Here is a 25,448-nt window from a genome sequence, read left to right as displayed (position 1 = left end):
GCGACTTGTACCATGGTCGGCATGAGCCAATTGCAGCAGCGGATGCCATACACCACAGCGTTCCCAGACGCGCTGGGAACCGGCATCATCATACGGAGCGCACAGCCAATCAGCCCCAGCATGAAGCAAGACCTGCAAACATTCATCAACGAATACGACGCCACGTTGTCCCGGTTCCGTTCGGATTCCCTGGTCGGGCGCATGGCGGCAGCAAACTGTGGCGGCACCTACGAATTCCCCGACTGGGCGCTGCCACTGTTCCATCTGTATGATGCGCTGCATACCGCAAGCCGCGGGGCGATCGACCCGTGCGTGGGCGAGGATCTGACCCGCCTCGGCTACGGCGCCGACATGACCTTCACCGTCGAGCCGGATGCGCGCGAGTATACCGGCAGCATTCACGGCCGCCCGACATGGCGTAACGACGTGGAACGGCACGGCACCACGCTGGTCACACAGCGTGCGGTGCACCTTGATTTCGGCGCGTGCGGGAAAGGTTATTTGGTCGATCTGCTCGCCCGGCGATTACGCGAGAACATCGGGGGTACCGGGAGTATCGAGGGCATCGGGAGCACCGGAAACGAATGGCTGATTGACGCCGGCGGCGATATGGCCATCAACGGTTCCGATGCCGCGCAACCGGTATCAATCGGGATGGAAGACCCTGACGATACGTCAAACGCGATCGGCATTGCGCATATGTCACACGGGTCGTTCTGCGCGTCCGCACCGAGCCGACGGCATTGGGGAGCCGCATACGAGCTGCACCACTTGCTCAACGCCATCGACGGACTGCCCGCACGTGGCGTGGCCGCAACATGGGTTGCCGTGAGTACGTCTGACGAAACCGACGGGAGCCCAGCCACGGGCGCGCGACCGGGCACAGCACCCAATACAGCACCGGGCGACACAGCACCGGGCAGCACACCTGAAGTCGCGCGAACCGCCGCGCTTGCGAACCGTCCGGGCGTCTCAACTGGCACTCCTACCGACACTGCGGCGGACGCAACATTCACGGCGTTCCCGACCGCCGCCGCCGACGGATTGGCGACCGCCCTGTTCGTCACCGAGCCGGACCGTCTCGCGCAATACTTCACGTTCTCCTGCGCGCTGCTGACCCCTGACCGTCGCGCGATGATGGACAGCGGATTCCCCGGCCGTTTCCTTACGGCATAACCGGACAGCGCGGATGGTTTGCACGACGAACGCTACGATTACCGTGTTGCGGCGGCCTGCCCGTCAGACGACACCGGTGCCGGGCATCGGCGTTGCACGGTGTCGGGCGGACTGCGGGGTCGGCGGCTCGACACCATGGTCAATTCCTGTGTTCGAGCTCAGGAAATGACCGGCTGCGCTTCAACGGGTGACTTCTTCATTCGGTACCGTTCATTCGCTACCGGACAGTTATGTGATGATTCAGTCGCACTGTAGATGGGTACCGTGCCCGTCAGTGCGGGTATCGTGACACTATCTGTCTGCTATGCGACGGGATAGTCACACGACAGGCAGAATCAGTCAGCCCGCACACAGGAACATTCAAACTCAACCCCAAACCAAGAAGAACATCCAACATCCAAGAACAACAAAGAAAAGGGGAGAAAACAGGAACTCCTGTTCTCTCCCCCTATGCGGATGCATTGAGCATCAGTGTGAGCCGAACTCACGCACCGAGATACGCCTTGCGCACCTTCTCGTCATGAAGCAGATCGCTGGCCTTGCCTTCCATGGTGATACGCCCGGTTTCCAGCACATACGCACGGTCGGCAATCGACAGAGCCATCTTCGCATTCTGCTCGACCAGCAGCACGGTGATACCCTCCTCGTGCAGCTTTTCGATGATGCGGAAAATCTCCTTGACCAGCTTCGGCGACAAACCCATCGACGGTTCATCCATCAAAATGGTGTTCGGCCGGCTCATCATCGCCCTGCCCATCGCGACCATCTGCTGCTCACCGCCCGACAAGGTGCCCGCCAACTGACGGCGACGCTCCTTCAGCCGCGGGAAATACGTGTACACCTTATCCAGATCCTCACTGACATGCGAGGTGTCCTTGAGGCTGTACGCGCCCATTTCGAGGTTCTCCTGCACGCTCATGCGGGTGAACACGTGGCGGCCTTCGGGCACGTGCGCCATGCCGAGGGTCACAATCTTGTTCGCCTTGGTTTTCAGCAGGTCCTGGCCGTTGAACACGATACTGCCGGACTTCGCCGGAACCAGCCCGGTGATGGTGTGCAAGGTCGTGGTCTTGCCGGCGCCGTTCGCACCGATCAGCGACACGATCTCGCCGTCATCCACATGCAGGCTGATGCCCTTGACCGCGTCGATGGCACCGTAGGATACGCTCAGGTTCTTGATATCAAGCATCGTGCTCCTCCTTGCCATCAGCGTCTGCAGTCGCGTCTGCCGTATCAGCCGTATCAGCTTCAGCGTCAGTGTCGGCATCATCCTCATCGTTACCGAGGTATGCGGAAATCACCTTCGGATTATGCGCAATCTCATCCGGCGAACCGGACGCAATCGTGCGCCCGTAATCAAGCACCTGAATGCGCTGGCACACGTTCATCACGAGACTCATATCATGCTCGATCAGCAGAATCGCAATGCCAAACCGGTCGCGGATCGTGTTGATGCATTCGAGCAGATCCTCGGTCTCAGTCGGGTTCATGCCGGCAGCCGGCTCGTCAAGCAGCAGCAGCTTCATGCCGGTCGCGAGCGCACGTGCGATTTCGAGCTTGCGCTGGGCGCCGTACGGCAGGTTCGCCGCCTGCGTCTGAGCAAGACCCTCAAGCTTGAAAATCCGCAGCAGGTCAATGGCCTTCTGATGCATCTCCCGCTCTTCACGCCAAAAACGCGGCGTGCGGAAAATCGCGCCACCCATGTGGTAGCTGAAGGACTCGTTGAACGCGACAAGCACATTCTCCTCGACCGTCATCTGCTTGAACAGGCGGATGTTCTGGAAGGTTCGAGCAATGCCGGCACGCACAACCTGATAGGTCTTCTTGCCGTTCATTTTCTCGCCGTCCAGCCAGAATTCGCCATCAGTAGGCTTATACACGCCGGTCAGCAGGTTGAACACGGTCGTCTTGCCGGCGCCGTTCGGGCCGATCAGGCCGACAAGCTCACCCTTATTGATGGTCATGTTGAAATCGTCGACAGCGCGCAGACCACCGAAGGTGATACCGAGATGTTCGGCGCGCAGAATCGGTTGTTCAGCCATCTCACGCCTCCTTTCCGGCGGGTTCCGCGGTTTCCGCTGCGGCCGCTGTTGCAGTCACGTCGCCAAATTCCGCGATTTCTGCCGCGATGGCCGCCTTCGCCGCACCGCCACGACCGTTGCGGTAGATGATGCGGTTGATGAGCTTCGGCAGCGAGAACTCCCACGAACCGAAGATGCCTTGCGGGCGGAAGATCATGAACACGACCAGCACCACCGAGTAGGCGAGCATGCGATAGTCGGAGAACGCGCGCAGCGCCTCCGGCAGAATCGTGAGCACGATAGCCGACAGAATCGAGCCAGTAAGCGAACCCATACCGCCGAACACAACCATAATCACGTAATTCGTGGATTGCAGCCAGCCCGCATACGCCGGGGTAAGCGAACCCATATACTGCGCGTAAATACCGCCGGCAAGCCCCGCAAAGAACGCGGAAATCGCGAACACCAACACCTTCAGGTACGTGATATTCAAGCCGGATGCACTCGCCGCAATCTCGTCGTCACGAATCGCCTTGACCGCGCGGCCATAACGGGAACGGGCGAACATGAACAGCAGCACAACCGTGATCACCGTGATCCAGAACACCACATACAGGTTGGCGATACGGTCGATGCCGATAAGCGCCTGGCCGGCCTGGCCCTTGTCAAGGCCGACACCGCCGGCAGCCGGAATATTCTGGAGCACAACGCGGATGATCTCACCGAAACCGAGGGTGATAATCGCCAGATAATCGCCATGCAGACGCAGCGCCGGAATACCGACCAGAATGCCGAAAATGCAAGCGATTACAGCGCCCACGAAAATCGTGAGCAGGAAGCGAGCGGTCGGGTCCATCGCGATGCCCTTGGCGACAATCATTTTGCTGAGCAGGGCCGCAGAGTAGGCGCCGATCATCTCGAAACCGCAGCAGCCGAGTGTCAGCTGGCCGAGCACGCCGACCGTCAGGTTCAGGGATGTCGTCATGATAACCGCGATGCAGCAGGTCATCAGGATGCCCTTGATATACGTGTTCGCGGCCCCGGATTCGCATACCGCCATCAGCAGGCCGAACAGCACGGCGATACCCACAGCGCACACGATATAGGACTGTTTCATGGAAAGCGCGGATTTCTTCATCGTCACACCTTCTCCGTCTCAGGCTCGCCCATCAAGCCGGACGGGCGCACCAGCAGCACGATGATAAGAATCGCGAACACGATCGCGTCAGAGAACGCGGAGGTGATCACGCCGCCGGTAATCGTACCGATATAGGCTTTCGTCAAGCTCTCGACCAGGCCGATCGCCAAACCGCCGACCATAGCGCCCGGAATCGAACCGATACCGCCGAGCACGGCCGCCACGAAGGCTTTCAGACCGAGCATCATGCCCATGGTCGGAGACACCTGCGGGTAGGACACGCAATACATGAGCGCGGCGATGGCGGCGAGACCAGAACCGATGGCGAACGTCAGGGTGATGGTGCCATTCACATTGATGCCCATCAGCAAGGACGCTTCCTTGTCTTCGGACACCGCGCGCATGGCCTTGCCCTGCTTCGTGCGCTTCACGTACAGCTGCATGGCGGCCATCATGATGACGCCGAGCACGATGGACACGATGGTCGCGCCGTCGATTTTCAGCTGGCCGATGGTCAGCGTCGGAATGGAAATAATGGTCGGTACCGTTTTGAAATCAGCGCCGAAAATCGCCTGCGAGCCGTTTTCAAGCAGCAAGCTCATGGCAATGGCGGTGATCAGGGCGGTCATGCTGTTGCCCTTCTCGCGCACCGGCTTGTATGCCAGGCGTTCGACAAGCACGCCGACCAGCGCGCAGACCAAGGTTGCGGGAATGACAGCCGTCCAGGCGGGCAAGCCCATGACGGCGAGTGCTGGAATGCTGAGCATCAGCGTATATGCGCCGATCATGATGAAGTCGCCGTGGGCGAAGTTCAGCAGTCGGATGATGCCGTAGACCATCGTGTAGCCGAGCGCCACGAGCGCGTACACGCTGCCGATCTTCAAGCCGTTGAAAATCTGGCTGATGAACATGACGAAACCGCTCATCATTCCTCCTTTCGTGTGTGTGAATGTGTGTGAATGTGTGTGAATGCGTACGAAATGTGCGTCAATCGTTGACTCAGTCAATCAGCGAATCAATCAATCAGCGAATCAGCGAACGCAAGCATAAAGCAATATGCATGTAAGCGTGATGTCGCCTGAAAAAGGCGACTAGTACGCGAATGGAGAGGGCCGAAAACGACCCTCTCCTACGGGATTGGTTGCCTCACCGCGTCGGATGCCCGCCGCGGACTGCGGTCAGCCTCACTTGGTGGACGGCTGGATGGTGGTGCGGTACGTCGGCTTGCCGTTCTTGAGCTCAAGAACGATCACGGACTTGTTCGGCGAACCCTTCTTGTCGAGCGTGAACTTGCCGGTCACGCCGCTGAAGGACATGCCGGAAATCGCGTTGCGAATCTGCTCGCGGGTCGGGTTCTTGCCGGCCTTCTCGTAAGCCTGCTTGAACATGTACACGGAATCGTACGCGAGTGCGGTGAAGGTGTTCGGCTCCTGATTGTTGTTGGCCTTCTTGTAGGACTTGATGAAGTCCTGCACCTTGCTGTTCGAGGTGTCGTCAGGCGAATAGTGCGTGGTGTACAGCACCTTGTCGTACTGGGACTTGTCGCCGGTGAGCTTCAGGCCGTCGTAGCCATCGGGGCCCATGACGTAGCCCTTGTAGCCGAGCGAACGAGCCTGCGGGATGATGTACGGGCCAGCGACCGAATAGTAGTACGGCGCATACAGGAACTCGGCGCCGGATGCCTGAATCTTCTGCAGCTGCGAGGAGTACTCGGTGTCGTCGGCGCTGGAGGAGTTCTCCTCGTCGACCACGTCGAGGCCGGCCTTCTTGGCCGCCGCGGCGAAGGCCTTGCCCACGCCGGAGGAGTACGGATCGCCGGTGCCGTAGAGCACGGCGACCTTCTTGACCTTCAGAGTCTCGGCGGCGAACTTGGCCGCGATCTCGCCCTGGTAGGAATCCTTGAAGCAGGTGCGGAACAGGTAGCCGCCGGTGGCGATGGAATCGGAGGTTGCTGCCGGTGCGATGGCCGGGAGCTTCGACTGGTCGGCCAGAGGCGCGACCGCCGCCGTGGTGGAGGAGATCGTCGGGCCGAGCACAGCGAGCACGTTGTTGTCGCCGGCGAGCTTGTTGAAGGCGTTCGACGCTTCAGTGGCGTCGCCCTTGTCGTCCATGCTTTCCAGCTTGATCTTCTTGCCGTTCAGGCCGCCCTTGGCGTTGATCTCGCTGATGGCCAGCTTGAAGCCCTTGAGCTCAGCCTCGCCGTACGCTGCAGCGGTGCCGGAGTTGGTGGTGATGCTGCCGAGCGTGATGGTGTTGCCGCTTGCCGCGCCTGCGGAGCTGCTGGTATCGTCCATGCTGCCGCCGGAGCAGGCCGCCATGGACATCATCATGGCAGCGGCTGCCGCGATGGCGGTCGCCTTGCCGAAGAACTGTGCGTTCATCAGAATCTTCCTCTCTACAAAAGATTCAGGGAATAATCGCGAGAATTCACCGGAATGTTGCCGTCGGATGGTGCCATCGGGCAGTGCCGACGGATGGTGCCGACGGACAGTGCCATCAGACAGCCGTCGGGCAATGCCATCGGACAGCGCCGTCAGACGGTGCCGACGGGCAGTGCCGTGGGATGGTGCCATCAGATGGCGCCAACGGGCAGTGCCAACGGGCAGTGCCATCAGACAGCCATCGGGCAATGCCGTGGGATGGTGTCGTCAGACAGTGCCGCCGGGCAATGCCATCAGATGGTGCCATCGGATAGTGCCAACGGCCAAGGATCGAGAATACGAACCACGATGGAGCCATCTGGGACCGTCTGGGAATCATCTGGATGACATCATCTGCGCGGAACCGTCGCGATGGCATCATCTGCATAGCGTCACATGACACCAGCACGGCACCACATGGCAATTCTGAAGGTGAATGCCTCGGGCGTGTGCGACAGCGCAATCGGGTGAATCCGCTAATCGCCGCCCAGCAAAGGTTCTTCGGGCTTTTGGCCTTACTTAAATAAACCTCTTCTCATCTAGTGCTGGTTCTCTTTTATACGCGAGGATTGCGGATATGTAAATGGCTTGTCCTTATATTGAACTTTTGGATAACCTCATCTTGAGACAATTTATGTCCACTATGCGGACACCTCGAGCGGAATCGGCGGAATTGTGCGCCTTTGCTCGGTTGCATTCAGGCGGGGCAGATGATTCGGACAGGGACATGTTCAGGAAATCATCATGTTGCCGGCGTATTGGCGGGGCGTAACGCGCGATTGACGGTGACACAGGCGCAGGCGGCGGGCACGGGCGCGAGGCAAGGCCCAACGAGACAAGACGGGTGCGAGCGAATCCTCACACAACGACCCGGCACAACTAATGGCGGGCGAATCGGCTGGGTCACGTATGCGGGGGCATGCGCCATCCGACAGACCCCGCCATCGGCCGCGATATCAGACGCAATCCGGCACATCGCGCGTGTCAGGACATACGCAATCGGGAACAACACCACGGGAGACGACGGGATCTGGCAACATCCGTCGGCTCACGCATGTCAGGACATACTTAATCGCTTGCATCGCCCCTATGCACAGAGATCCTCGGCTGAAACCGGCCGATACGCACTTACTGCCGACGGATCATCTCGGCGTATTCGTCCAGAGCATCCAGAACGCGACGCTCCTCCCAGACCCGCCCGCGTTTGCCGCCAGACACTTCCACCAGCACCCCGGCGCGCTGAAGCTGGTCCACCGCACGCGTCGCCGAAGCTGCCGGCACGCCCAAAACCCGCGCGACATACGGCACATTGACCACCGGCTGCTCCACCACCAGCGGCAACAGCTTCCAGCCGAGCGCGTTGCGTCGCAACGGCAGGCCATGCAGCCGGTCGGCATCATCATCGAGAATGGCGCTCAAGGTGTCGATGAGTTCCGTTCCCGTGTGCGCAGCGTATCGCGCGGCAGACGCGAAACACTCCAGAATCGGCCGCGAGTCGCCCTCCCGATACGCAGTGAGCGCATCGAAATACCGCTCAGTATCGTGCAAAATCCCGGCAGACACCGGCGGTGTCATGGTCGGCGTCAACCCCTTGCCGCGTAGCATGGCGTGAATCAGCGCCCTACCCACACGCCCGTTGCCATCGATGAACGGATGAATGGTCTCGAACTGCGCATGTGCGATGGCGCATTGCGCGAGAATAGGCAGGTCGTCGCGGTCGATGAAGGCGACCAGATCGGCCATACAATCCGGCACCTGGTCAGGCTGCGGGGCCACATGCGAGGCACCGCGCGGACCGGCGGAACTGACACCCACCCACACCAGCTGGTCGCGGTACCGGCCCGCGCGATCTTTCCACTCGTCACTACCGCCCAACAACGCGGAATGCATCGCAAGAATATTCGCTTCATTCAGATTCCGGGCGAATTCAAGCGCGGTTTCCATGGCCCGCACATTGCCCACCACCAGCGCGGCGTTGCCTCCCTGGGATCCGTCAAGCGATTCTCGCGCAAGGCGTCGCGCACCCACGGTGAGGTTTTCTATACGCGACGATGATGTGGACTCGGTTCGCAGCAGCACCGCAGACAGCGGGCCCAAAGTACGCCCGCCAGCGCTGAACCGTTCGGCGGCGCGACTGTCGAATGCCACGAGCTGCTGCGTCGCTTCGTCGAGGTCGGCAGCAAGATCGGAGGGAATCGTCAAGCCGATTGCCGCGATGCGCGCCGGACGGGTGGAATAGTAGGTCCCCGACGCTTTGAGACGCGCGGTGCGCGAATAGTATCCGTCATCCGATGGGGTCCAGTAGTGCTCTTCGAGCTCCACCGGGGGCACGCGGCACGGTTCCGGAGGGACAGGTTGCGCAGCGTCCATCGGCGGCATAGTCTGCGCGATGTTCGCCGTCAGCACGGCATCCGCAGACGTCCCGGCGCTATCCGCATCGCCAAAAGACACACCAAAAGACAAGATGCTTTGAGCTTTGGCGTTTTGGGCTTTGATGCCCGGCTTTTTCACGGTGCTTGTCGTCGCGCGGTGCGATTCGTCGCCGGCGGGGCGGCTTGCATTGGTGACAGTCATCGCATTCCTCTCGCCTGTGTTCACGCTAACTGTGTTCACGCTATCGGTAGCGCCATTTCAGCGACATCCGATTCGCGCTTATTATCACTTATCCCATAACTGATAATAACATTGTCCCTTATTATCACTTAGCTGCTAAGTGATAATAAGGGACAATGGGAACGACGTCAAACGCGAGACGCCGGACGAAACGCCAAAAGCGAGATGCCGGGTAACACGTCATCCGCGACTGTCGGTCCGCCGATTCCGAACACCCAACCACCCGGTTTGTGAGCAAATCCTCACACACCGACACCTGGACGAGCCGAACCGCCGCGTTGGGTCGATTGCACCACCCGGTTTGCGAGCCAATCCTCACACAACACGTCATCCGCACCCGCCAGACCGCCGATTCCGGGCGCCCGACCACCCGGTATGTGAGCCAATCCTCACAAAGTGGGTGCTGGCGGACGGATTGTGGGTCTGCCCACCAGTTGCCGGGTGCCGTTGTGTGAGCGGATCCTCACAAAGTGCGGTGTGGGGGATGTGTGACGGGCTGGTTTTCAGTCGCCAGGTGCGCGTTGTGTGAGCGAATCCTCACACGACTCGTCGTCCGCACTCGTCGGTCTGCCGGTTCCAGGCACTCAACCACCCGGTTTGTGAGCCAAACCTCACACACCGGCACTTGGACGAGCCGAACCGCCGTGTTGAGTCGATTGCTCCACCCACTTTGTGAGCAAATCCTCACACGGCGAGCGCCGACCAGCCGCGCCGGCTTCACGCAAACCACTCAACTCAGGCGCCGGCCAGCCCCCCGCCTCACGCGACGAGCGAAGCGAACTGGCTGTTGTACAAATCGGCGTAGAAACCACCCTTGTCAAGCAGCTCCTGGTGCGTGCCGCGTTCGATGATGTCGCCGTGGTTCATGACAAGAATCATGTCCGCATTGCGAATCGTGCTCAGGCGGTGCGCGATCACAAAGCTCGTGCGGCCTACAGCCAGCTGGTCCATCGCTTTCTGAATCAGCTCCTCGGTACGCGTATCGACCGATGATGTCGCCTCATCCAAAATGAGGATCGGCGCATCCTGCACCATCGCGCGCGCAATCGTAAGCAACTGCTTCTGCCCCGCGGACAGCGCGGCCTTGTCATCAAGCACCGTGTCATACCCCTGCGGCAGCGACTCGATGAAACGGTCAAGCCCCACAGCCTTCGCCGCGGCACGGACCTGCTCGTCGGTGACGCCCTGCTTGTCGTACACGATGTTCTCGCGCACCGTGCCCTGGAACACCCACGTGTCCTGCAACACCATGGAGAACTGGCGGTGCACCTCGGAACGCGGAATCGATGCCGTCGGCACGCCGTCGATGCGGATTTCGCCGCCGTCCAGCTCGTAGAACCGCATCAGCAGATTGACCATCGTGGTTTTGCCGGCGCCCGTCGGCCCCACAATCGCAACCTTCTGTCCCGCTTTCACGCTCGCGCTGAAATCATGGATGACAGGCTTGCCCGGCTTGTAGCCGAAGCGCACATGGTCGAAATCAACATCGCCGCGAGCCCGGTCACCCAGAGCGTCGCTGGCATGCACACGGCCTTGCGCCGCCTCAATCTGGGCACGATGCTCGGCGAAACTCCCAGTCGCGTCAACACCCATCTCCGGCTCCTCGAGGAAGCCAAACACACGCTCGGACGCGGCGGCGCAACGCTGCAGGTTCTGGAAGGCCTGCGCGAACTGGGCGAGCGGCTGCGTGAACAGGCGAATGTACATGATGAACGCCACAATCACACCGAATTCGATGCGCCCGTCCATCGCAAGCGCGGCGCCCACCACGCATACGGCCACGTAGCCGAGATTGCCGACGAAATTCATCAGCGGCATCATCAGGCCAGACAAGAACTGCGACTTCCAACCGGACTCGTACAGGCTGTCGTTATAGCGTTCGAACTGACGGATCGAATCCGCTTCGCCAGAGTAAGCTTTGACGATCACGTGGCCGGCATACATCTCCTCCACATGCCCGTTGGTCTGGCCGAGCGCAAGCTGCTGCTGCGCGAAGAACCGCTGCGAGACCTTCATGATCACCATCATGATGATCAAGCCGATAACGCTGATACCCACCGCGGTGAGCGTCATAGTCACGTTGTTGGCGAACATCATGACGAGCGCGCCGAAAAACAGCGTGATTGAAGTGATCAGCGCGCCGAGGCTCTGCCCGAGCGTCTGCCCGATCGCGTCCACATCGTTCGTGATGCGGCTGAGCACGTCGCCGTAACTGGTGTTGTCGAAGTAGCGCAACGGCAGGCAGTTGATTTTCTTGGAGATGTCATCGCGCAGGCTTTGCGCGGTCCGCTGGCTGATGGTCGCCATGATCCAGCTTTGCACGTAGTTCAACAGCGCGTAGCCGACATACAGCGCAACCAACGTGAAGGCGATGCGGTTCACTGCCGCAAGGTCGATGCTGCCGACGACGGGCTTGCCGTGCACGATGGCCGGCATGCCTTTGGCGATTTCGTTGGTGATGTCCTTGATTTTGTCCGGTCCGACGATCTGGCAGATCGTACCGGCTGCGCCTAGAACAAGCGCGATGATCATCGCAGGCAGGTACCGTTTGCAGTAGTTGGCGAGTTTGCCCATGATGGCGTTGAAATCCTGCGGTTTTTCAACCGCGCCTCGGGCTCCCGGCCCGTGACCCATTGGTCCTGGCATGTGTGTGTCCTTTCGAAAGTATTGAAAACGTGGCGAATGCGGTGACTTCGGTGATTACGGCGAATCAGCGATTCGAGCCGATCGGCGTCAGGAGGCGAGCTCGGCTTCGCTCAGCTGGCTTTCAGCGATCTGCTGATACACCTCGCAGTCGCGCAGCAACTCCTTATGCGTGCCCTGACCCACGACACGCCCCTGATCAAGCACGATGATCCGGTCGGCGTCCATAATCGTGCCGATCCGCTGGGCGACAATGAGTTTCGTCGCATCCCCAGCCTCACGGGCGAGCGCCTCACGCACATCATGATCGGTACGGAAATCAAGCGCCGAGAACGAATCATCGAACACGAGAATCTCAGGGTGACGCCACACTGCACGCGCAATCGACAGGCGCTGCTTCTGCCCGCCGGACACATTCGAGCCGCCTTGCGCGATCGGCGCCTCATACGTGCCCTCCATGCGGGTGACGAACTCGTCGGCCTTCGCCACGGCGGATGACTTGCGCACATCCTCCATCTGCGCGTCGGTCAGACGGCTGATGGTATTGCCCTCGGCATCAGCTTGACGCAGTTCACGCTCATGCGCGCGGCCTTGCGGCGTGGACATGTCGATGAGCCCGACATCGCCGACACGCTCGCCCGCCACGGTTTTGCCGCCCTGGCTTTTATCACCGAACGCGATATTGGACGCGACCGTGCCCTTGAACATCACGGACTGCTGGGGCACGTAGCCGATCTTGTCGCGCAAGGCTTGCAGATTGTAGTCACGCACGTCCACGCCGTCGATCAGCACCTGTCCGTCGGTCGCATCATAGAAGCGCGGCACCAGGTTCACAAGCGTGGTCTTTCCAGAGCCGGTGGACCCGATGAACGCGACCGTCTGCCCTTGCTGCGCGGTGAAGCTGACATGCTCGAGCATCGGTTCGCGCGAATCCGGGTAGGAGAAGCTCACATCACGGAACTCGACGCTGCCGCGCATCGGCGTACCGTCAGCGTTCTTCACACCTTCCATACGCTCGCCGTCGGTGACGCGCGGCTTGGTGTCAAGCACTTCGAGAATACGCTTGGCGGACACGTCCGCTCGCGGCCACAGCACGAACACCATGCTCATCATCAGGAAGCTCATAATGACCTGGACCGCGTAGCTGGAGAACACCACCATGTTCGAGAACAGGGTGAGCTTGTCCATCAGGCCGGCATCGCTGATCAGGTAGGCGCCGATCCAGTAGACGGCAAGCATCAAGCCGTTCATCACCGTGTTCATCAACGGCATCATGATGGACATCGCGCGGTTCGTGAACAACTGGGTTTCCGTCAGGTCGCGGTTTGCCTTGTCGAATTTGCCCTGCTGATAATCCTCGGCGTTATAGGCGCGAACCACACGCAAACCGGTCAGATTCTCGCGGGCGACACGGTTGATATTGTCCGTCAGGGCCTGCATGCTGCGGAATTTCGGCATGACCAGCGACATGATCAGCGCGACCGCCGACATGACAATCACGACGGCGACACCCGTGGCGAGCGTCCAATCCGCCCCCTTGCCGGCGATCTTGCACACCGCCCACACGGCCATAATCGGCGATTTGACCAGCATGATCAGACCCATGGTGATGAACATCTGGATTTGCGTGACATCGTTCGTGGACCGTGTAATCAGGCTCGCCGTGGAGAACTTGTTCAATTCCTCAAGGCCGAAGGATTCCACGCGGCGGAATTCCAGCGAGCGCAAGCGTTGTGTGAAGGACGCGGACACGCGGGCGGCGATGAAGCCGACCGCCACTGTGCATAGCACCGCGCCCAGTGACACGGCGAGCATTTTGCCGCCAGCCACCCAGATGTCGTGCATTTTGCTGCCCGGGGTTTCCACGAGCCTGGTGATATCGGCCATATAGTCCGGGAGCTTGAGCTCGAGGAACACGCCGGCCACGATGAACAGGAGGCCGACGAAGAGTTGGAACCACTCGAATTTCGAGAGGTATTTGCAGATTCGTATCACGATGATCCTTTCAGATGTGCGGGTCTGTGCCCGCTCTGGGCGGGTGTGGGATGGTGGTTGCGGTCGGTTACTGGGACGGGGACGGAGTTGCGGCCGGGGTTGCGCGAGTTGCGCGGATGGTTGCGAGGACGGGGACGCGAACGGGGACGCGACGGAGCGCAACGCCAGAGATGAGGTGGGGTGCGCGCCGGCGATGGAACGGCGGGCGAGAAACGCGGTAGCCGAGCGGCGCAACGGCAAGACGCGGGACAAGACGCGGCGAATCAGCAGCAGATAGCGGCGAGGCAACGGCAATCCGGCGGCGAACCGACTGTAAGTGGCGAACCGACCGTAAGCTGCGGATCGACTGTAAGCTGTGGACCGACTGCAAACGGCGAACCAGCCACCAACGGCGAATCGACTGCCAGCGGCGAACCGGATCACGGCCGCGGCGACAGCCCCAGCAGACCACTCGCAGACGCGGCTAACGTAACTGGAAGCCATACCAGTCCAGTCACCTGCGGCGACAGCCCACGCGCGTCACTCACTCGCAGACGTGTTCTGACTGCCCGTCGGCACGCCCGCTGCGAAAGGTGCCTGCCGCATTGTCTCCTGCATCATCCCCTGCATCACCTCCCGTATCATCTTCCGTGTCATCATGCGAAGCGCACCGGCCAGCGCCTTGCAAAACATCCGCCAACTCGACATTCACACGATCCGCGGCAGGTTCATACGGAATGCCGTTCTTCTCAAAGGTCTTGGCGATAGTCGCATCATCGGGAATCGGAGTGCCCGGAGTGCACAAGCTCAGATATGTCACAAATCGAGCCAGCAAATCAAGAAACTCTTCGGTATTGCGCTCGCCCATCTGTCCGAACACCCAACGCATGCGTTTATCCCGCTCACGTTTATGCAGTTCGACCATGCGGCGGCCTTCAGGAGTGATGGTCACAATCACACGACGGCGATTCTGCGGATCGACGCGCCGCGTAATCATGCCCTTCTTCTCCAACGCCGACAGAATCGCGGAGATGCGGCCGGGACTGTTTCCCGTCGCCTCCACCAGCTGGCCGGGCGTGAGTTCACCGTGATGGTTGAGCTCACGCATGACTGCGGGTTCGCCGCGGTGGACGCGATTCATCTTCTCCATCATCGACGAGCGGCCGTCGGACATGATTTTGTGCATGCGTTCGAACGCTTCGTCTTCAAACGCCACAGCGACACTCCTTTCGGTTGCGGTTGGTTGGGTCTCGGTTGCTTGCGGGTACCGGTTGGTTGCGGTTGCGATTGGTGGGCCCAGTTGCTTGCGGTTTCCGGTTGGTTGGGTCCCAGCTGCCGACTACTTGGTTTCCGGCTACTTGATTCCCGGTCATCTGGCTGCCGACTGACTGATCTCCGACTGCCTGACTTCCGGTCGCCCGGTTCCCAATTGCCTGACCCAGAGCTGATCGACTGGCCGACTTTCGTCTGCCCGACCCCCGGTCACCCGGCTGTCCGATTCCCGACTGCCGGTTTCTAGTGGTCTGATTACCGGTCACCCGGCTACCCGACTTTCGGTTGCCTGATCCCCAGTTGTCCAATCATCAGTTGCCTGGCTTCCGATTATTTGGTTTTGGTTATTTGGTTTCCGACGTGATGGTCATGTAGGTATGACCACCACGCTATCAATCGTGATTGTTTATACTCTTCATATTTTACGGTGTCAAATATTGACGATAGAAAATATGCCTTGCGAGAAGCCAGTCGCGCGATTTGGCCGAGACACAAGCGGGACGCGACGCGCCCCACCATCCCCATACGCCGAACCGTCAAAACCCGCATGCCACGACATACACAACGCGCCAAACACCCCGCGGGAACACCCACAATCAGCGCTATCCGGCAGATTCCGCATGTCACGACATACACGACAGGCAAGGCAGGGCGGAACGAACGAGCTCAAGCGGCTCTGTATGCGAGGATTCACTCACACAACGCGCACCCACGACCACCGGACGGACCCAAAACCGACACGCCAACACCCACTTTGTGAGGATTCACTCACACAACCATGCCCGGCGACCGAAAACCAAACCCACCACGCACCCCTACACCCCGTTTTGCGAGGATTGGCTCACAAAGTGAGTGGTCGGGCGACCGGAACCGACAGTCTGACAGGTGCGGATAGCGTGTCGTGTGAGGATTCACTCACAAAGTGAGTGGTGCAGCTACCCCAAGGCGGCGGTTCGCGGTGGCCCAGGTACCGCTGTGTGAGGATCGGCTCACAAAGCGGGTGGTCGGGCGCCTGGAACCAGCAAGCTGACGGGGGCAGATGACGAGTCGTGTGAGGATTCGCTCACAAAGCGGGTGGTGCAGCTGCCCCAAGGCGGCGATTCGCGGCGGTCCGGGTACCGCTGTGTGAGGATTGACTCACAAAGTGGGTGGTTGAGTGTCTGGAACCGGCAGACCGACGGGTGTGGATGGCGTGTTGTGCGAGGATTCACTCACACAACGCACATCAAAGAGCGCCGGGAAACTCAGAAGGCAGCGTCGAATCGCAGACGACAACCACACAGCACGCAACCCAACAGCACCAAACAAGGAAGACTTATGCGGCTTTGTTCTCCGATGGCACAGCACCATCCGACATCACCCCATCATCCGACGACACGGCATCATCCCCATCGGCCGCCTGTCAACGATTTCGTCGAGCGCCCGATAGAGGCTGTCGAACAAGTCGAGGCTTTGCCGGGCGATTTGACGCCCAGGCTCGGTCAGCGAGTACGTCCCCGCGGCATCATCTTTGACAATCAGCCGGTCCTCCGCAAGCGCGGAAAGCGTTGCAGACAGCATGCGATCGCTGATGCCGTCGACCTTCTCACGGATCTGCCCGAACCTCAAAGAACCGTCAAGCAGCGCGGCGAGCACAAGAATGCTCCAACGCCGCGTCACGTCATTCAACAGCTTGCGTGACGGGCACGCCGAAGCGAAAACGTTGAAATGATGCGGGTTCTTCAGGTTCTCAGATGAAGTCATGCCAACTATTGTACCGGCGACACGCCGGAAGCGCTAACAAAAAGTAAGCGATAGCATCGTCTTAGCGCTAACAAATTGTTAGCAAGCCGCGATACCGCACACACGGGCACGGCAGACCCAGCAGACAACCGACAACCGGGCGGGCGGCAGAACCCCACCCCCACGAAAGGACCCACCATGGCAACCATCACGATCTTCGGCACCGGCAACATGGGCACCGCAATCAAGAGCGTCTTCGAAGACGCCGGCGCAACCGTCCAGTCGCTCGACTCCCACTCCGAAAACCCGACCATCGAAGGCGACATTGTGGTGCTCGCCGTCCCATACCCCGCCCTCGCCTCCATCGCCGAACAGTACGGCGACCAGCTTGAAGGCAAGACCGTCGTCGACATCACCAATCCGCTGGACTTCTCCACCTTCGATTCACTCGTCGTGCCGGCAGACAGCTCCGCAGCCGCCGAGTTGCAAGCGAAACTCCCCAAGTCGCACGTGCTCAAGGCGTTCAACACCGTGTTCGCCGCGAATATCGCCTCCAAGAAGACCGGCGACGCCCAGTCCACCGTGCTTGTCGCCGGCGATGACCATGCCGCTAAGGCCGCATTCATCGACCTGGTGAAGGCTGGCGGCCTCGACGCCATCGACGCCGGCTCTCTGAAGCGCGCACGCGAACTCGAAGCCTTCGGATTCCTGCAGTTGGCTCTCGCCGTGCAGAAGAAAATCAGCTTCACCGCCGGTTTCGCAGTGTACCGCTGACACCACTTGCGGTTTTCGCAGCCCAGACAGCGCACGGAAATCGCGTCACATATTCGACAGACCGTCTGCATCCCGCAAAGTACGGGGTGCAGACGGCCTGTCTGTTATTGCCGGGCGAGCGCCGACGACCGCAAGCGGCCACCGACACCGGTTCGGGGTCATGAGTCGACTTGTGTGTCTGGTGCAGGACGTGCGAGAGTCTTGATCATCGTTCCGGCCTGCGCGTGCACGTCCTGTATGCCGCGGCATGCGAAGCCGAACAGATATCGACGGAATACGGTAGCGCCGGGCCGTGCTCTGCGGGTTGCGCATGACCAGACATACACAACCCGACATACAGGTCTCCAGACAGGGGCAGAAACCCTCCATCCGGCGTGCGGCGCATGACCGGACATACACAACCCGGCATTTTGGTCTCCGGACAGTGCGCGTCACCTCCCATCCGGCAGGAAACGTATGCTGCGGCATACGCAACCCGACATAACGGTTCCCAGACAGGGCAGAGCAACCTGCATCTGATGTGTGACGCGTGCCGTGACATGCGCGGCCCGGCATATTCGAACCGCCAGCACGCCTTGCGCCGCGACGAGCTCGCGCGGGCTCCGAGCACGCATTCCTTCCGGACTCGAACGTGACGGCAGGGATCCAATACCTTGACACGCCCGACGACGCAACCCCTCACACCCGATTCCGGACACACAGGTTGACTAATACCCCCGTTCGGACATTCACGCCATTCACGCCGCGACGTTCACCGAATCGCCGCCATCCGCGGACTTGCGATCACGCATCACCAGCACAATCGCCACCAACGCAACCACATACAACACGGCAAGCACCGGAATCAATCCCGCATACCGGTGCGACTGGTCAGCGGCATGCGTCACCACAAACGACGCCAACTGGTTGCCCGACAAGCCAGCAAAAGCCCAGGCGCTCAACGCAAGTCCGTGCACAGTCGAGACGGAAGACATGCCGAAATGCTGCTCCAACAGCACCGGCAGCGTGGAGAAACCACCGCCGTAGCCCGCATTGACCAAGAACAGCATCATAAGAATCATCCACAATGTGCCGTTGTCAATCGAATGGAACACGACCTGCAGCAGGCAAACAGCGACCGACATCACGAAAATCACCACATAGCTGGTTTCACGGCGACGGCAGTGGTCGGACAGCGTGGAGAATCCCAGTCGGCCGACCGCGTTGAACACCGCGTCAACCGCGAGGACCGTGCTGATCACACCTGCCGTCGCAGCTGCGAAAGTCGTGGCATCAAGCCCGGCGAAGCGCGGCATCACCGCGAGCGCATCATGCAGAATGTCCTTCTCCTGCGAAATCAGCGCAAGACCACACGTGATATTGAGGTAGAAGGCGAGCCAGATCGCCCAGAACACGGGACGGCGCATCACCGTGCGACGCCTGACGCGCGCGGCGGCGGAATACACATAGCCCGCGGGACGGCGGATCAGCAGGAACCCGGCGAACATCATGACCGCATACACCACGGCGAGCACGTAGAACATGTTCACAAGACCAACAGAGGCGATGAGCCAGGTCATCACCGGGCTGGCAATCGCCTTGGCGAGGCCGAAGCCCGCGACCGCGATGCCCGTGGCCAGGCCTTTGTTGTCAGCGAACCAGAGCATCAGGTTTTTCACCGGCGTGAGATATCCGACACCAAGACCGACGCCCATAATCGCGCCATAGCAGATGAACACGCCCGGAAGCCAGCCGGCGGCGATGCTTGCGCCCGTGCCGGCGAATCCGGCGACAAAGCAGACCAGACTGATCAATGCGGAACGGCGGATGTCCTTTTCCACGACCGGGCCGAGGAACGCGGCGGACATGCCGAGGAAGAAGATGGCGAGCGAGAAGCCCCATTCGATGGTGCTTGGCGCAACATGCATCTGGTCGGCGATCAGCTGTTTGAACACGCTCCAGCAGTAGACGGTGCCGATGGAGATGTGGATGAGCAGCGCGGGGACGACCGCGCGCATCCAACGGTTGTCGAGGCGGCTCGGCGTATGGGCCGCCGGGTTCGACGCCGGGTTCGACGCTACGGCAGTGCTGCCTGCTGGGCGGGTGGATGACGGTGAAATCGGCTGGGTGTTGGTTGCCATGTATTCCTCTCCGCAGCGATGGCGGAGATGTTCGGTTAACACCTTCGCATCCCTGCGTGCACGACCATATCAGGCTTTTTCCGCGGGCGCAGGAATGTGAGTGGCGTCACATACGAACAATGGAAATGTTCGTTTTCGTGATGATTTTCGGGCTGATTGTGCGGTGCTGCGCGCTTTGGCCGAGCGATGATGTTCGATTGCGAGCGAGGGTTGCGTTATGGCGCGAACCGTGCAGAGTACGACAGCTTGACACAAAACAGCTCGAGGAGAATACAAACTAGCTACGCCAAGAAACCCACCAACGTAAACAGTTCGAGAAACCACACAAACCAGCCACACCAACAAACCCACCAACGTAAACAGTTCGAGAAACCACACAAACCAGCCACACCAACAAACCCACCAACGTAAACAGTTCGAGAAACCACACAAACCAGCCACACCAACAAACCCACCAACGTAAACAGTTCGGAGAGGGGCCCTAATGCCTAGCTCCGGCGTCGGCAGCCAAACAGACCCCACTCCACCACCCGACTTTTCACAGGCAGATCTACACTACAAGACTGATTTATACGGGCTTATACACCGCTATACACCACTATACAGCACTATACAGCACTATACAGCACTATACTTCGCTATACACCGCTATACAGCACTATACTTCGTTATACATTGCTATAATTTTCTATATTCAACGTCCGCATCGGCACAGACGGACGCCTCAAGGAGAATATGCACGATGACGAAGGAACAGAGCCAGTCAATGCTTCAGGCGCTCAATCCATTCATGCCCGGAGCCGGAATGCGCCCGCCGGAACTCGTCGGACGCGAAAAAGACCTTGAAATTATCGACCGCATGATTGCCCGCGTGAAGCTGCACGCTATGGACCGGGGCATCATCTTCAGCGGCTTGCGAGGCGTAGGAAAAACCGTGCTGCTCGTAGCTTGCCAAGAGCTTGTCGAACGCCAGGGCATGACCACCGCACGAATCGAAGCGACAGGCGATGCCGACACCGATTATGACGCGATGTTCGGCGCACTCAGCAGAGCCATGATCATGTCGGGGCACGGATCACTGTTCAGCTCCATCCAGAACAAACTCGCCAATATTGAATCGATTTCGTTGAATTTTCATGGTATCGGAGCAAGCCTCAATACCAATACACAAGACCGCCCAGGGACCAATTCCATGCGCCTTGAACTGCTCATCGAGTCAATAGCGCAACAATTGCAGAAGAAAGACTCGGGATTGTTCCTTTTCATCGATGAATTCCAAGAGATGGCAAGCGAGCCACTCGGCACGCTCATATCCCTGCAACATCGCATGGGGCAAGACAGTCTGCCGTTCTACATCATCGGAGCAGGTCTGCCGAATCTTCCAGGTGTACTCAGCAGGTCGAAATCCTATGCGGAGCGGCTCTTCGAATACCGCATTATCGGGCAACTCAGCGCAGAAGACACCGCCGAAGGCTTCCAGAAACCTGCGGCACGCGAAGGACGGCCGTTCCAAGACGATGCGCTTGAAGAACTGGTTAAAGTGAGCCAAGGATACCCCTACTTCATCCAGGCATACGGCAAAGCCGCTTGGAACGCGTCAGACTCATCACCTATCGCATTGCGCGCCGTCAAGGAAAGCGAAGCCGATGCACGAGCCGAACTTGACGAGGGACTCCATGCCTCCCGATGGCAACGTGCAACCGTTGCCGGCAGGGAATACCTGGCAGCTATGGCGGCAATCAGTGGAGACGAGCCGAGCTCTACATCCGAGGTAGCCCGCAGCCTCGGGAAAAACACGCAACAGGCTTCATCCATCCGGCAATCGCTCATCGAGCTGGGACTCATCTATTCGCCAGCCCGCGGGAAAGTCGCCTTCACCGTGCCCGACATGGGCGAGTTCATTCTCCGCGCATCTCCAGCATCAGGACAGACATATGACGGGAAGCGGCAGCCCGAGCGGTGACCTATGCGGCAATCACCGCGGGATGCTGCGGATCATCCATCGCCTTGGCGATGCACTCCTGCAACGTCCCGCAACGTCCCGCAACGGTTAACTCCCATGACAAGCGCTACAGCGCGGCGGCCATCGTCTGCCGCCGGACGGCGACCGAGGCGTTAAGACGGGCGAGGTCATCCGGGGCGAGGTCAAGTCGCGCTGCCGCGAAGGAATCGTGGATTTCCTGCGGGTTGCGCGCGCTGGGGATGGTGAACAGGCGCGGATATTGCGCCAGCTCCCAAGCGAGTGTCACCCGCTGGTGCGATACGCCGAGGTTTGCGGCGACCTCGCGGAACGGGTCGTAGGCATGTTGGTCGACCGGATCGAGGAATCCGCCGAGCGGACTCCAGCACACGAACGCCAATCCCAACTGCTCGCAGTATTCCAACGTATGCTCCGGGTCGGGGTGCGACGGCGAGAACTGGTTCTGCACGACGATCAGCTTGTCGCCGAGTATTCCCCGCGCGATATCGATCTGTCCGCGGTTCACCCGCGAAATACCGGCATACCTGATGACTCCCGCATCCAGCAGATCGCGCAGCGCGCCGACCTGATCGGCATAGGGCACCGCCGGATCCGGGCCGTGCGAGTACAGCAGGTCAAGCGCATCCACGCCAAGATGCCGCGCCGATTCCTTCGCATCGCGGATCATGGTTTCCGGCCGTGAATCTGCCATCCAACCGTAGCGGCTGCCCGCGGCCTGAAGATGTTGGCGCCCCGATGCACCGCCGGTCGAGGGTGTTTCATGTGAAACATCAGTGCCGCCGTCATCGGCCTGCCCTGGGACCGCTTCGCACGTGCGCCGATACCCGGTTTTGGTGGCGACCAGAACGTGCTCACGCGGACCATCCCACGAAGCGAGCGCGTCACGGACCAGCTGCTCGCCATAGCCAAGGTCTTCGGGCTCGCCGGTTCCCGGGCGGCTGGGCAGGTAATACGACCACGCAGTGTCCAGATATCGGACACCTTCGTCAAGCGCCGCATGAATCGTCTCAATCGCGGTCTCACGATCCGGACGACCCTCAATGGCGAGCGCCATCGTCCCCATACCGATGCGCGGAATCTCGTATCCTGCAAGCCGTCCGCCGCGGGCCTCGCCCGTCTTCTGCTGATCACTCATGTGCCTTGCCTCTCCTCATCTCCCCGTCTTCCAAGCGGCCGCCGCCAACATACCCGGCGACGCCCCGCTCAAGCACTCGGAAAATCGCCGAGTTCAATCGTCGGGGTCCGCATACCCAGCGCACGCATTTCAACAATCGGGTTCATGAACTCGCGCTCACGGTAAATCAGGCCGTCTCGCATTTCGAACGAGTAGATGAAATGGTTGCGGTAGAACACCGGATCGTGACCAGGAAGGTTGATATTGCCCTCGCCATCACACTCCGCCCACACGCGGTCAGGATCGTCGGTTGTCCAAATAGTGATATTGCTCCATGTCCAGTCGGGGAAATGCTGCGATGACCACACATCATATTTCGCGATATTCTCACGCCCCTGAGCGAAAACCGGCTCGCCGGAATCCGATGTCCACAATCCGGAAATCCCGTCCTCGCAGAACAGTTCATGCCGGTGCAGCAGCGCGTCGCCATGACCGGAATGCAAGTACTTGTCCACCACCGCACGATTGCGCTCGCGCCGGTTGCGCTTCCCCTGATCATCTTCGAAAGCCATACCACCACTGTTCCCACCGCGCCGGACAAGTCCGGCCATCGCCCTAACGCCGCGCATTGGGACAGTTCGCAGCGGCCGTCGCACCGGCCTGCCGATCATGGCGGAATACAGCCGCGACAACGCAAGCGACGACACAACGGCAATCGCCATATACTGCGCCGAACCGACCAGAATATGCACATCGCATCGAAACACCACCAGCTGCAGCCCCAGCAAATGGCCACAACGCCCGGCAGAATCGTCCGCCACGGAACCCGCTTTCACAGCACGCCTTCGTCTCTCAAACACATGCCATCCGCAAGCGGGCACAATCGTCAGCCCGAAATAGCTGAGGTTATTCCAAGCTTGTCCACGGGCGCTGCCTAGGATGACCTCACAACCGAACGGGAGCCCGCAAGGGCTGAGAGGAAGTCACGACTTCGACCGTCAACTTGATGCGGGTAATGCCGCCGTAAGTATGCGATTGTTCAGTTCCGTGATTCCCCTTGGTATTTGCGCAATCCCCGATGATCCGACCGATGGCCGGGCGACGCGCATGCGTCTCCTCTCCCGTCGCGAGGGCGGCGCCAACATCACCGCGCCGACTACGGGTCAGACGGATCCTGTTCGTGACAACAACTCCATAACAGAACAAGCATGACCGGGTCATGAAGGAGCGCACCGCCCAATAGGTACGATTTCTTCACTGACCCGTTTTTTGTTGCCTTCCATGCCATGACACCGGCTTGCGGACGCGCTTGCGACCCGGTCGGCGAGCTGCCACGGATGAGCAACACCAACGGGAGGGATCATCATGATCGTCAACGGACAGCAGGAAACGCTCGACACGCCGATCAGCGTCACGCAACTCATTGAACAGCGCGGGCTTCGCCCCGAGCGCGTGGCCGTCGAGCTCAACGGCGATATCGTGCCTCGCAACAAGCGCGGCGAAGTCATGCTGCATGACGGTGACACCGTCGAAATCGTCACGTTCGTGCAGGGCGGCTGACCGCAATCGTCCGCCGCACCGCCAGTGCCATAAGCGTTCACCGCCCGCGGCTGCACCAATCCACAACCATCGCGACCGGCCACAATCGGCCCCAACCAACTCTCAACTAATCCACAACCACCAGAGCACACCATGACATTCACACCATCAGCAACCCCAGAACAGACCGCCGCGCGCCAACAAGCCTTCGACAGCCTGCCCGACCCGACCACACTCGTCAGCCGCGAAGAAATCCGCGCGGCGCTGCTCGACCGCCATACCGCCGCCACACAAGACAAGCTCGATGCCGCGCACGTGGCGATTTGCGGGCTCGGCGGACTCGGCTCGACCATCGCCGTCGCACTGACGCGCATCGGCGTCGGGCACCTGCATCTCATCGATTTCGACCGCGTAGACATGACCAACCTCAACCGTCAGCAATACTTCCTCAAGGATCTCGGCCAGTACAAAACCGAAGCGCTGCGGGCGAACCTCAAACAAATCAACCCGTTCACTGACATCACCATCGACACCGTGAAAGTCACCGATGAGAACGTGCCGACCCTGTTCGAGCACGAAGACATCATCTGCGAGGCGTTCGACGTGCCGGAAAACAAGACCCTGCTCGTCAACTCGGTGCTCGAGAACCTGCCGGACAAAAAACTCGTATCCGCCAGCGGCATGGCGGGCTACCGCAGCTCGAACCTCGTGCACACCAAGCGGGTGTCCAAAAACTTCTACTTCTGCGGCGACGGGGAGACCGCGCCCAAGCCGGGAGCCGGACTGATGGCCCCGCGCGTCGGCGTGGTCGCCTGCCATGAAGCCAATATGATCACGCGGCTGATTCTCGGCGAAGAAGACGCCTGATATGCAAGCCGGGTGTGCGTCAGCCGGTTCGCCGCCGACGGCACGCATCCGGCATCGCGCACGGTACACACCCG

The 25,448-nt window shown here is 60.1% G+C and carries 19 protein-coding genes; 6 read left to right on the top strand and 13 right to left on the bottom strand.

From position 1 onward, the window contains the following. The first annotated feature begins 21 nt into the window (after positions 1-21). Entirely contained in the window at positions 22-1,176 is a 1,155-nt protein-coding gene (locus DSM100238_RS04115; protein ID WP_152355442.1) for an FAD:protein FMN transferase, read from the top strand. A 484-nt stretch (positions 1,177-1,660) separates the two neighbouring features. Here the strand turns inward: DSM100238_RS04115 and DSM100238_RS04110 are convergent, their stop codons facing one another. From DSM100238_RS04110 to DSM100238_RS04065, 10 genes are all read right to left on the bottom strand, one after another. After that, the gene (locus DSM100238_RS04110) at positions 1,661-2,365 is read right to left on the bottom strand and encodes an ABC transporter ATP-binding protein (protein ID WP_152355441.1); all 705 of its coding nucleotides are present in this window, start codon (positions 2,363-2,365) and stop codon (positions 1,661-1,663) included. Then, positions 2,358-3,218 carry an ABC transporter ATP-binding protein gene (locus DSM100238_RS04105; RefSeq protein ID WP_152355440.1) on the bottom strand — a complete coding sequence of 287 codons (861 nt, stop codon included), beginning with the start codon at positions 3,216-3,218 and terminating at the stop codon, positions 2,358-2,360. The genes DSM100238_RS04110 and DSM100238_RS04105 overlap by 8 nt, the downstream gene beginning before the upstream one ends. A 1-nt stretch (position 3,219) precedes the next feature. Continuing rightward, positions 3,220-4,335: a branched-chain amino acid ABC transporter permease gene (locus DSM100238_RS04100; RefSeq protein ID WP_152355439.1), complete on the bottom strand. Its 1,116-nt coding sequence runs from the start codon at positions 4,333-4,335 to the stop codon at positions 3,220-3,222. A 2-nt stretch (positions 4,336-4,337) separates the two neighbouring features. After that, positions 4,338-5,261, bottom strand: coding sequence for a branched-chain amino acid ABC transporter permease (locus DSM100238_RS04095; RefSeq protein ID WP_152355528.1), 924 nt, complete (start codon positions 5,259-5,261; stop codon positions 4,338-4,340). 258 nt (positions 5,262-5,519) lie between these two features. Then, complete coding sequence (locus DSM100238_RS04090; RefSeq protein WP_152355438.1) at positions 5,520-6,716, bottom strand: ABC transporter substrate-binding protein; 1,197 nt, start codon at positions 6,714-6,716, stop codon at positions 5,520-5,522. A gap of 1,167 nt (positions 6,717-7,883) precedes the next feature. Continuing rightward, positions 7,884-9,329, bottom strand: coding sequence for a Fic family protein (locus DSM100238_RS04085; protein ID WP_152355437.1), 1,446 nt, complete (start codon positions 9,327-9,329; stop codon positions 7,884-7,886). A gap of 798 nt (positions 9,330-10,127) precedes the next feature. Then, positions 10,128-12,002, bottom strand: coding sequence for an ABC transporter ATP-binding protein (locus DSM100238_RS04080; RefSeq protein ID WP_205730687.1), 1,875 nt, complete (start codon positions 12,000-12,002; stop codon positions 10,128-10,130). Positions 12,003-12,101: 99 nt separating this feature from the next. Next, complete coding sequence (locus tag DSM100238_RS04075) at positions 12,102-14,006, bottom strand: ABC transporter ATP-binding protein (RefSeq protein ID WP_152355435.1); 1,905 nt, start codon at positions 14,004-14,006, stop codon at positions 12,102-12,104. A 523-nt stretch (positions 14,007-14,529) separates the two neighbouring features. Continuing rightward, a complete protein-coding gene (locus tag DSM100238_RS04070) occupies positions 14,530-15,201 on the bottom strand; it encodes a MarR family winged helix-turn-helix transcriptional regulator (protein ID WP_152355434.1) in 672 nt (223 codons plus the stop codon). Positions 15,202-16,613: 1,412 nt separating this feature from the next. Further along, the gene (locus tag DSM100238_RS04065) at positions 16,614-17,000 is read right to left on the bottom strand and encodes a winged helix-turn-helix transcriptional regulator (protein ID WP_240812333.1); all 387 of its coding nucleotides are present in this window, start codon (positions 16,998-17,000) and stop codon (positions 16,614-16,616) included. Between the two features lie 177 nt (positions 17,001-17,177). Here DSM100238_RS04065 and DSM100238_RS04060 point away from each other — a divergent pair, with 177 nt between their 5' ends. Next, positions 17,178-17,753 (top strand): NADPH-dependent F420 reductase, encoded by a 576-nt coding sequence (locus DSM100238_RS04060; protein WP_152355432.1) that lies wholly within the window; start codon positions 17,178-17,180, stop codon positions 17,751-17,753. 737 nt (positions 17,754-18,490) lie between these two features. Here the strand turns inward: DSM100238_RS04060 and DSM100238_RS04055 are convergent. Further along, complete coding sequence (locus DSM100238_RS04055; protein ID WP_152355527.1) at positions 18,491-19,750, bottom strand: OFA family MFS transporter; 1,260 nt, start codon at positions 19,748-19,750, stop codon at positions 18,491-18,493. Positions 19,751-20,615: 865 nt separating this feature from the next. On the opposite strand from DSM100238_RS04055, the gene DSM100238_RS04050 reads away from it, so the two are divergent. Beyond that, the gene (locus DSM100238_RS04050; RefSeq protein WP_240812332.1) at positions 20,616-21,836 is read left to right on the top strand and encodes an ATP-binding protein; all 1,221 of its coding nucleotides are present in this window, start codon (positions 20,616-20,618) and stop codon (positions 21,834-21,836) included. A gap of 106 nt (positions 21,837-21,942) precedes the next feature. Here DSM100238_RS04050 and DSM100238_RS04045 read toward each other — a convergent pair whose 3' ends face one another. Next, positions 21,943-22,989: an aldo/keto reductase gene (locus tag DSM100238_RS04045; RefSeq protein ID WP_152355431.1), complete on the bottom strand. Its 1,047-nt coding sequence runs from the start codon at positions 22,987-22,989 to the stop codon at positions 21,943-21,945. 68 nt (positions 22,990-23,057) lie between these two features. Continuing rightward, positions 23,058-23,540: a PhzA/PhzB family protein gene (locus DSM100238_RS04040; RefSeq protein ID WP_152355430.1), complete on the bottom strand. Its 483-nt coding sequence runs from the start codon at positions 23,538-23,540 to the stop codon at positions 23,058-23,060. 367 nt (positions 23,541-23,907) lie between these two features. On the opposite strand from DSM100238_RS04040, the gene DSM100238_RS09750 reads away from it, so the two are divergent. The 3 genes from DSM100238_RS09750 (at position 23,908) to thiF (ending at position 25,374) form a co-directional block, all read left to right on the top strand. Beyond that, a complete protein-coding gene (locus tag DSM100238_RS09750; protein WP_446680555.1) occupies positions 23,908-24,180 on the top strand; it encodes a hypothetical protein in 273 nt (90 codons plus the stop codon). 153 nt (positions 24,181-24,333) lie between these two features. Further along, positions 24,334-24,528, top strand: coding sequence for a sulfur carrier protein ThiS (gene thiS, locus DSM100238_RS04035; protein ID WP_152355429.1), 195 nt, complete (start codon positions 24,334-24,336; stop codon positions 24,526-24,528). Positions 24,529-24,660: 132 nt separating this feature from the next. Further along, complete coding sequence (gene thiF / locus DSM100238_RS04030; RefSeq protein ID WP_152355428.1) at positions 24,661-25,374, top strand: sulfur carrier protein ThiS adenylyltransferase ThiF; 714 nt, start codon at positions 24,661-24,663, stop codon at positions 25,372-25,374. Positions 25,375-25,448 lie beyond the last annotated feature (74 nt).

Origin of the sequence: Bifidobacterium apri, assembly GCF_009299485.1 — a bacterium.
In the GTDB taxonomy this organism is placed as follows: domain Bacteria; phylum Actinomycetota; class Actinomycetes; order Actinomycetales; family Bifidobacteriaceae; genus Bifidobacterium; species Bifidobacterium apri.
This window is presented reverse-complemented; position numbering and strand designations above follow the sequence as displayed.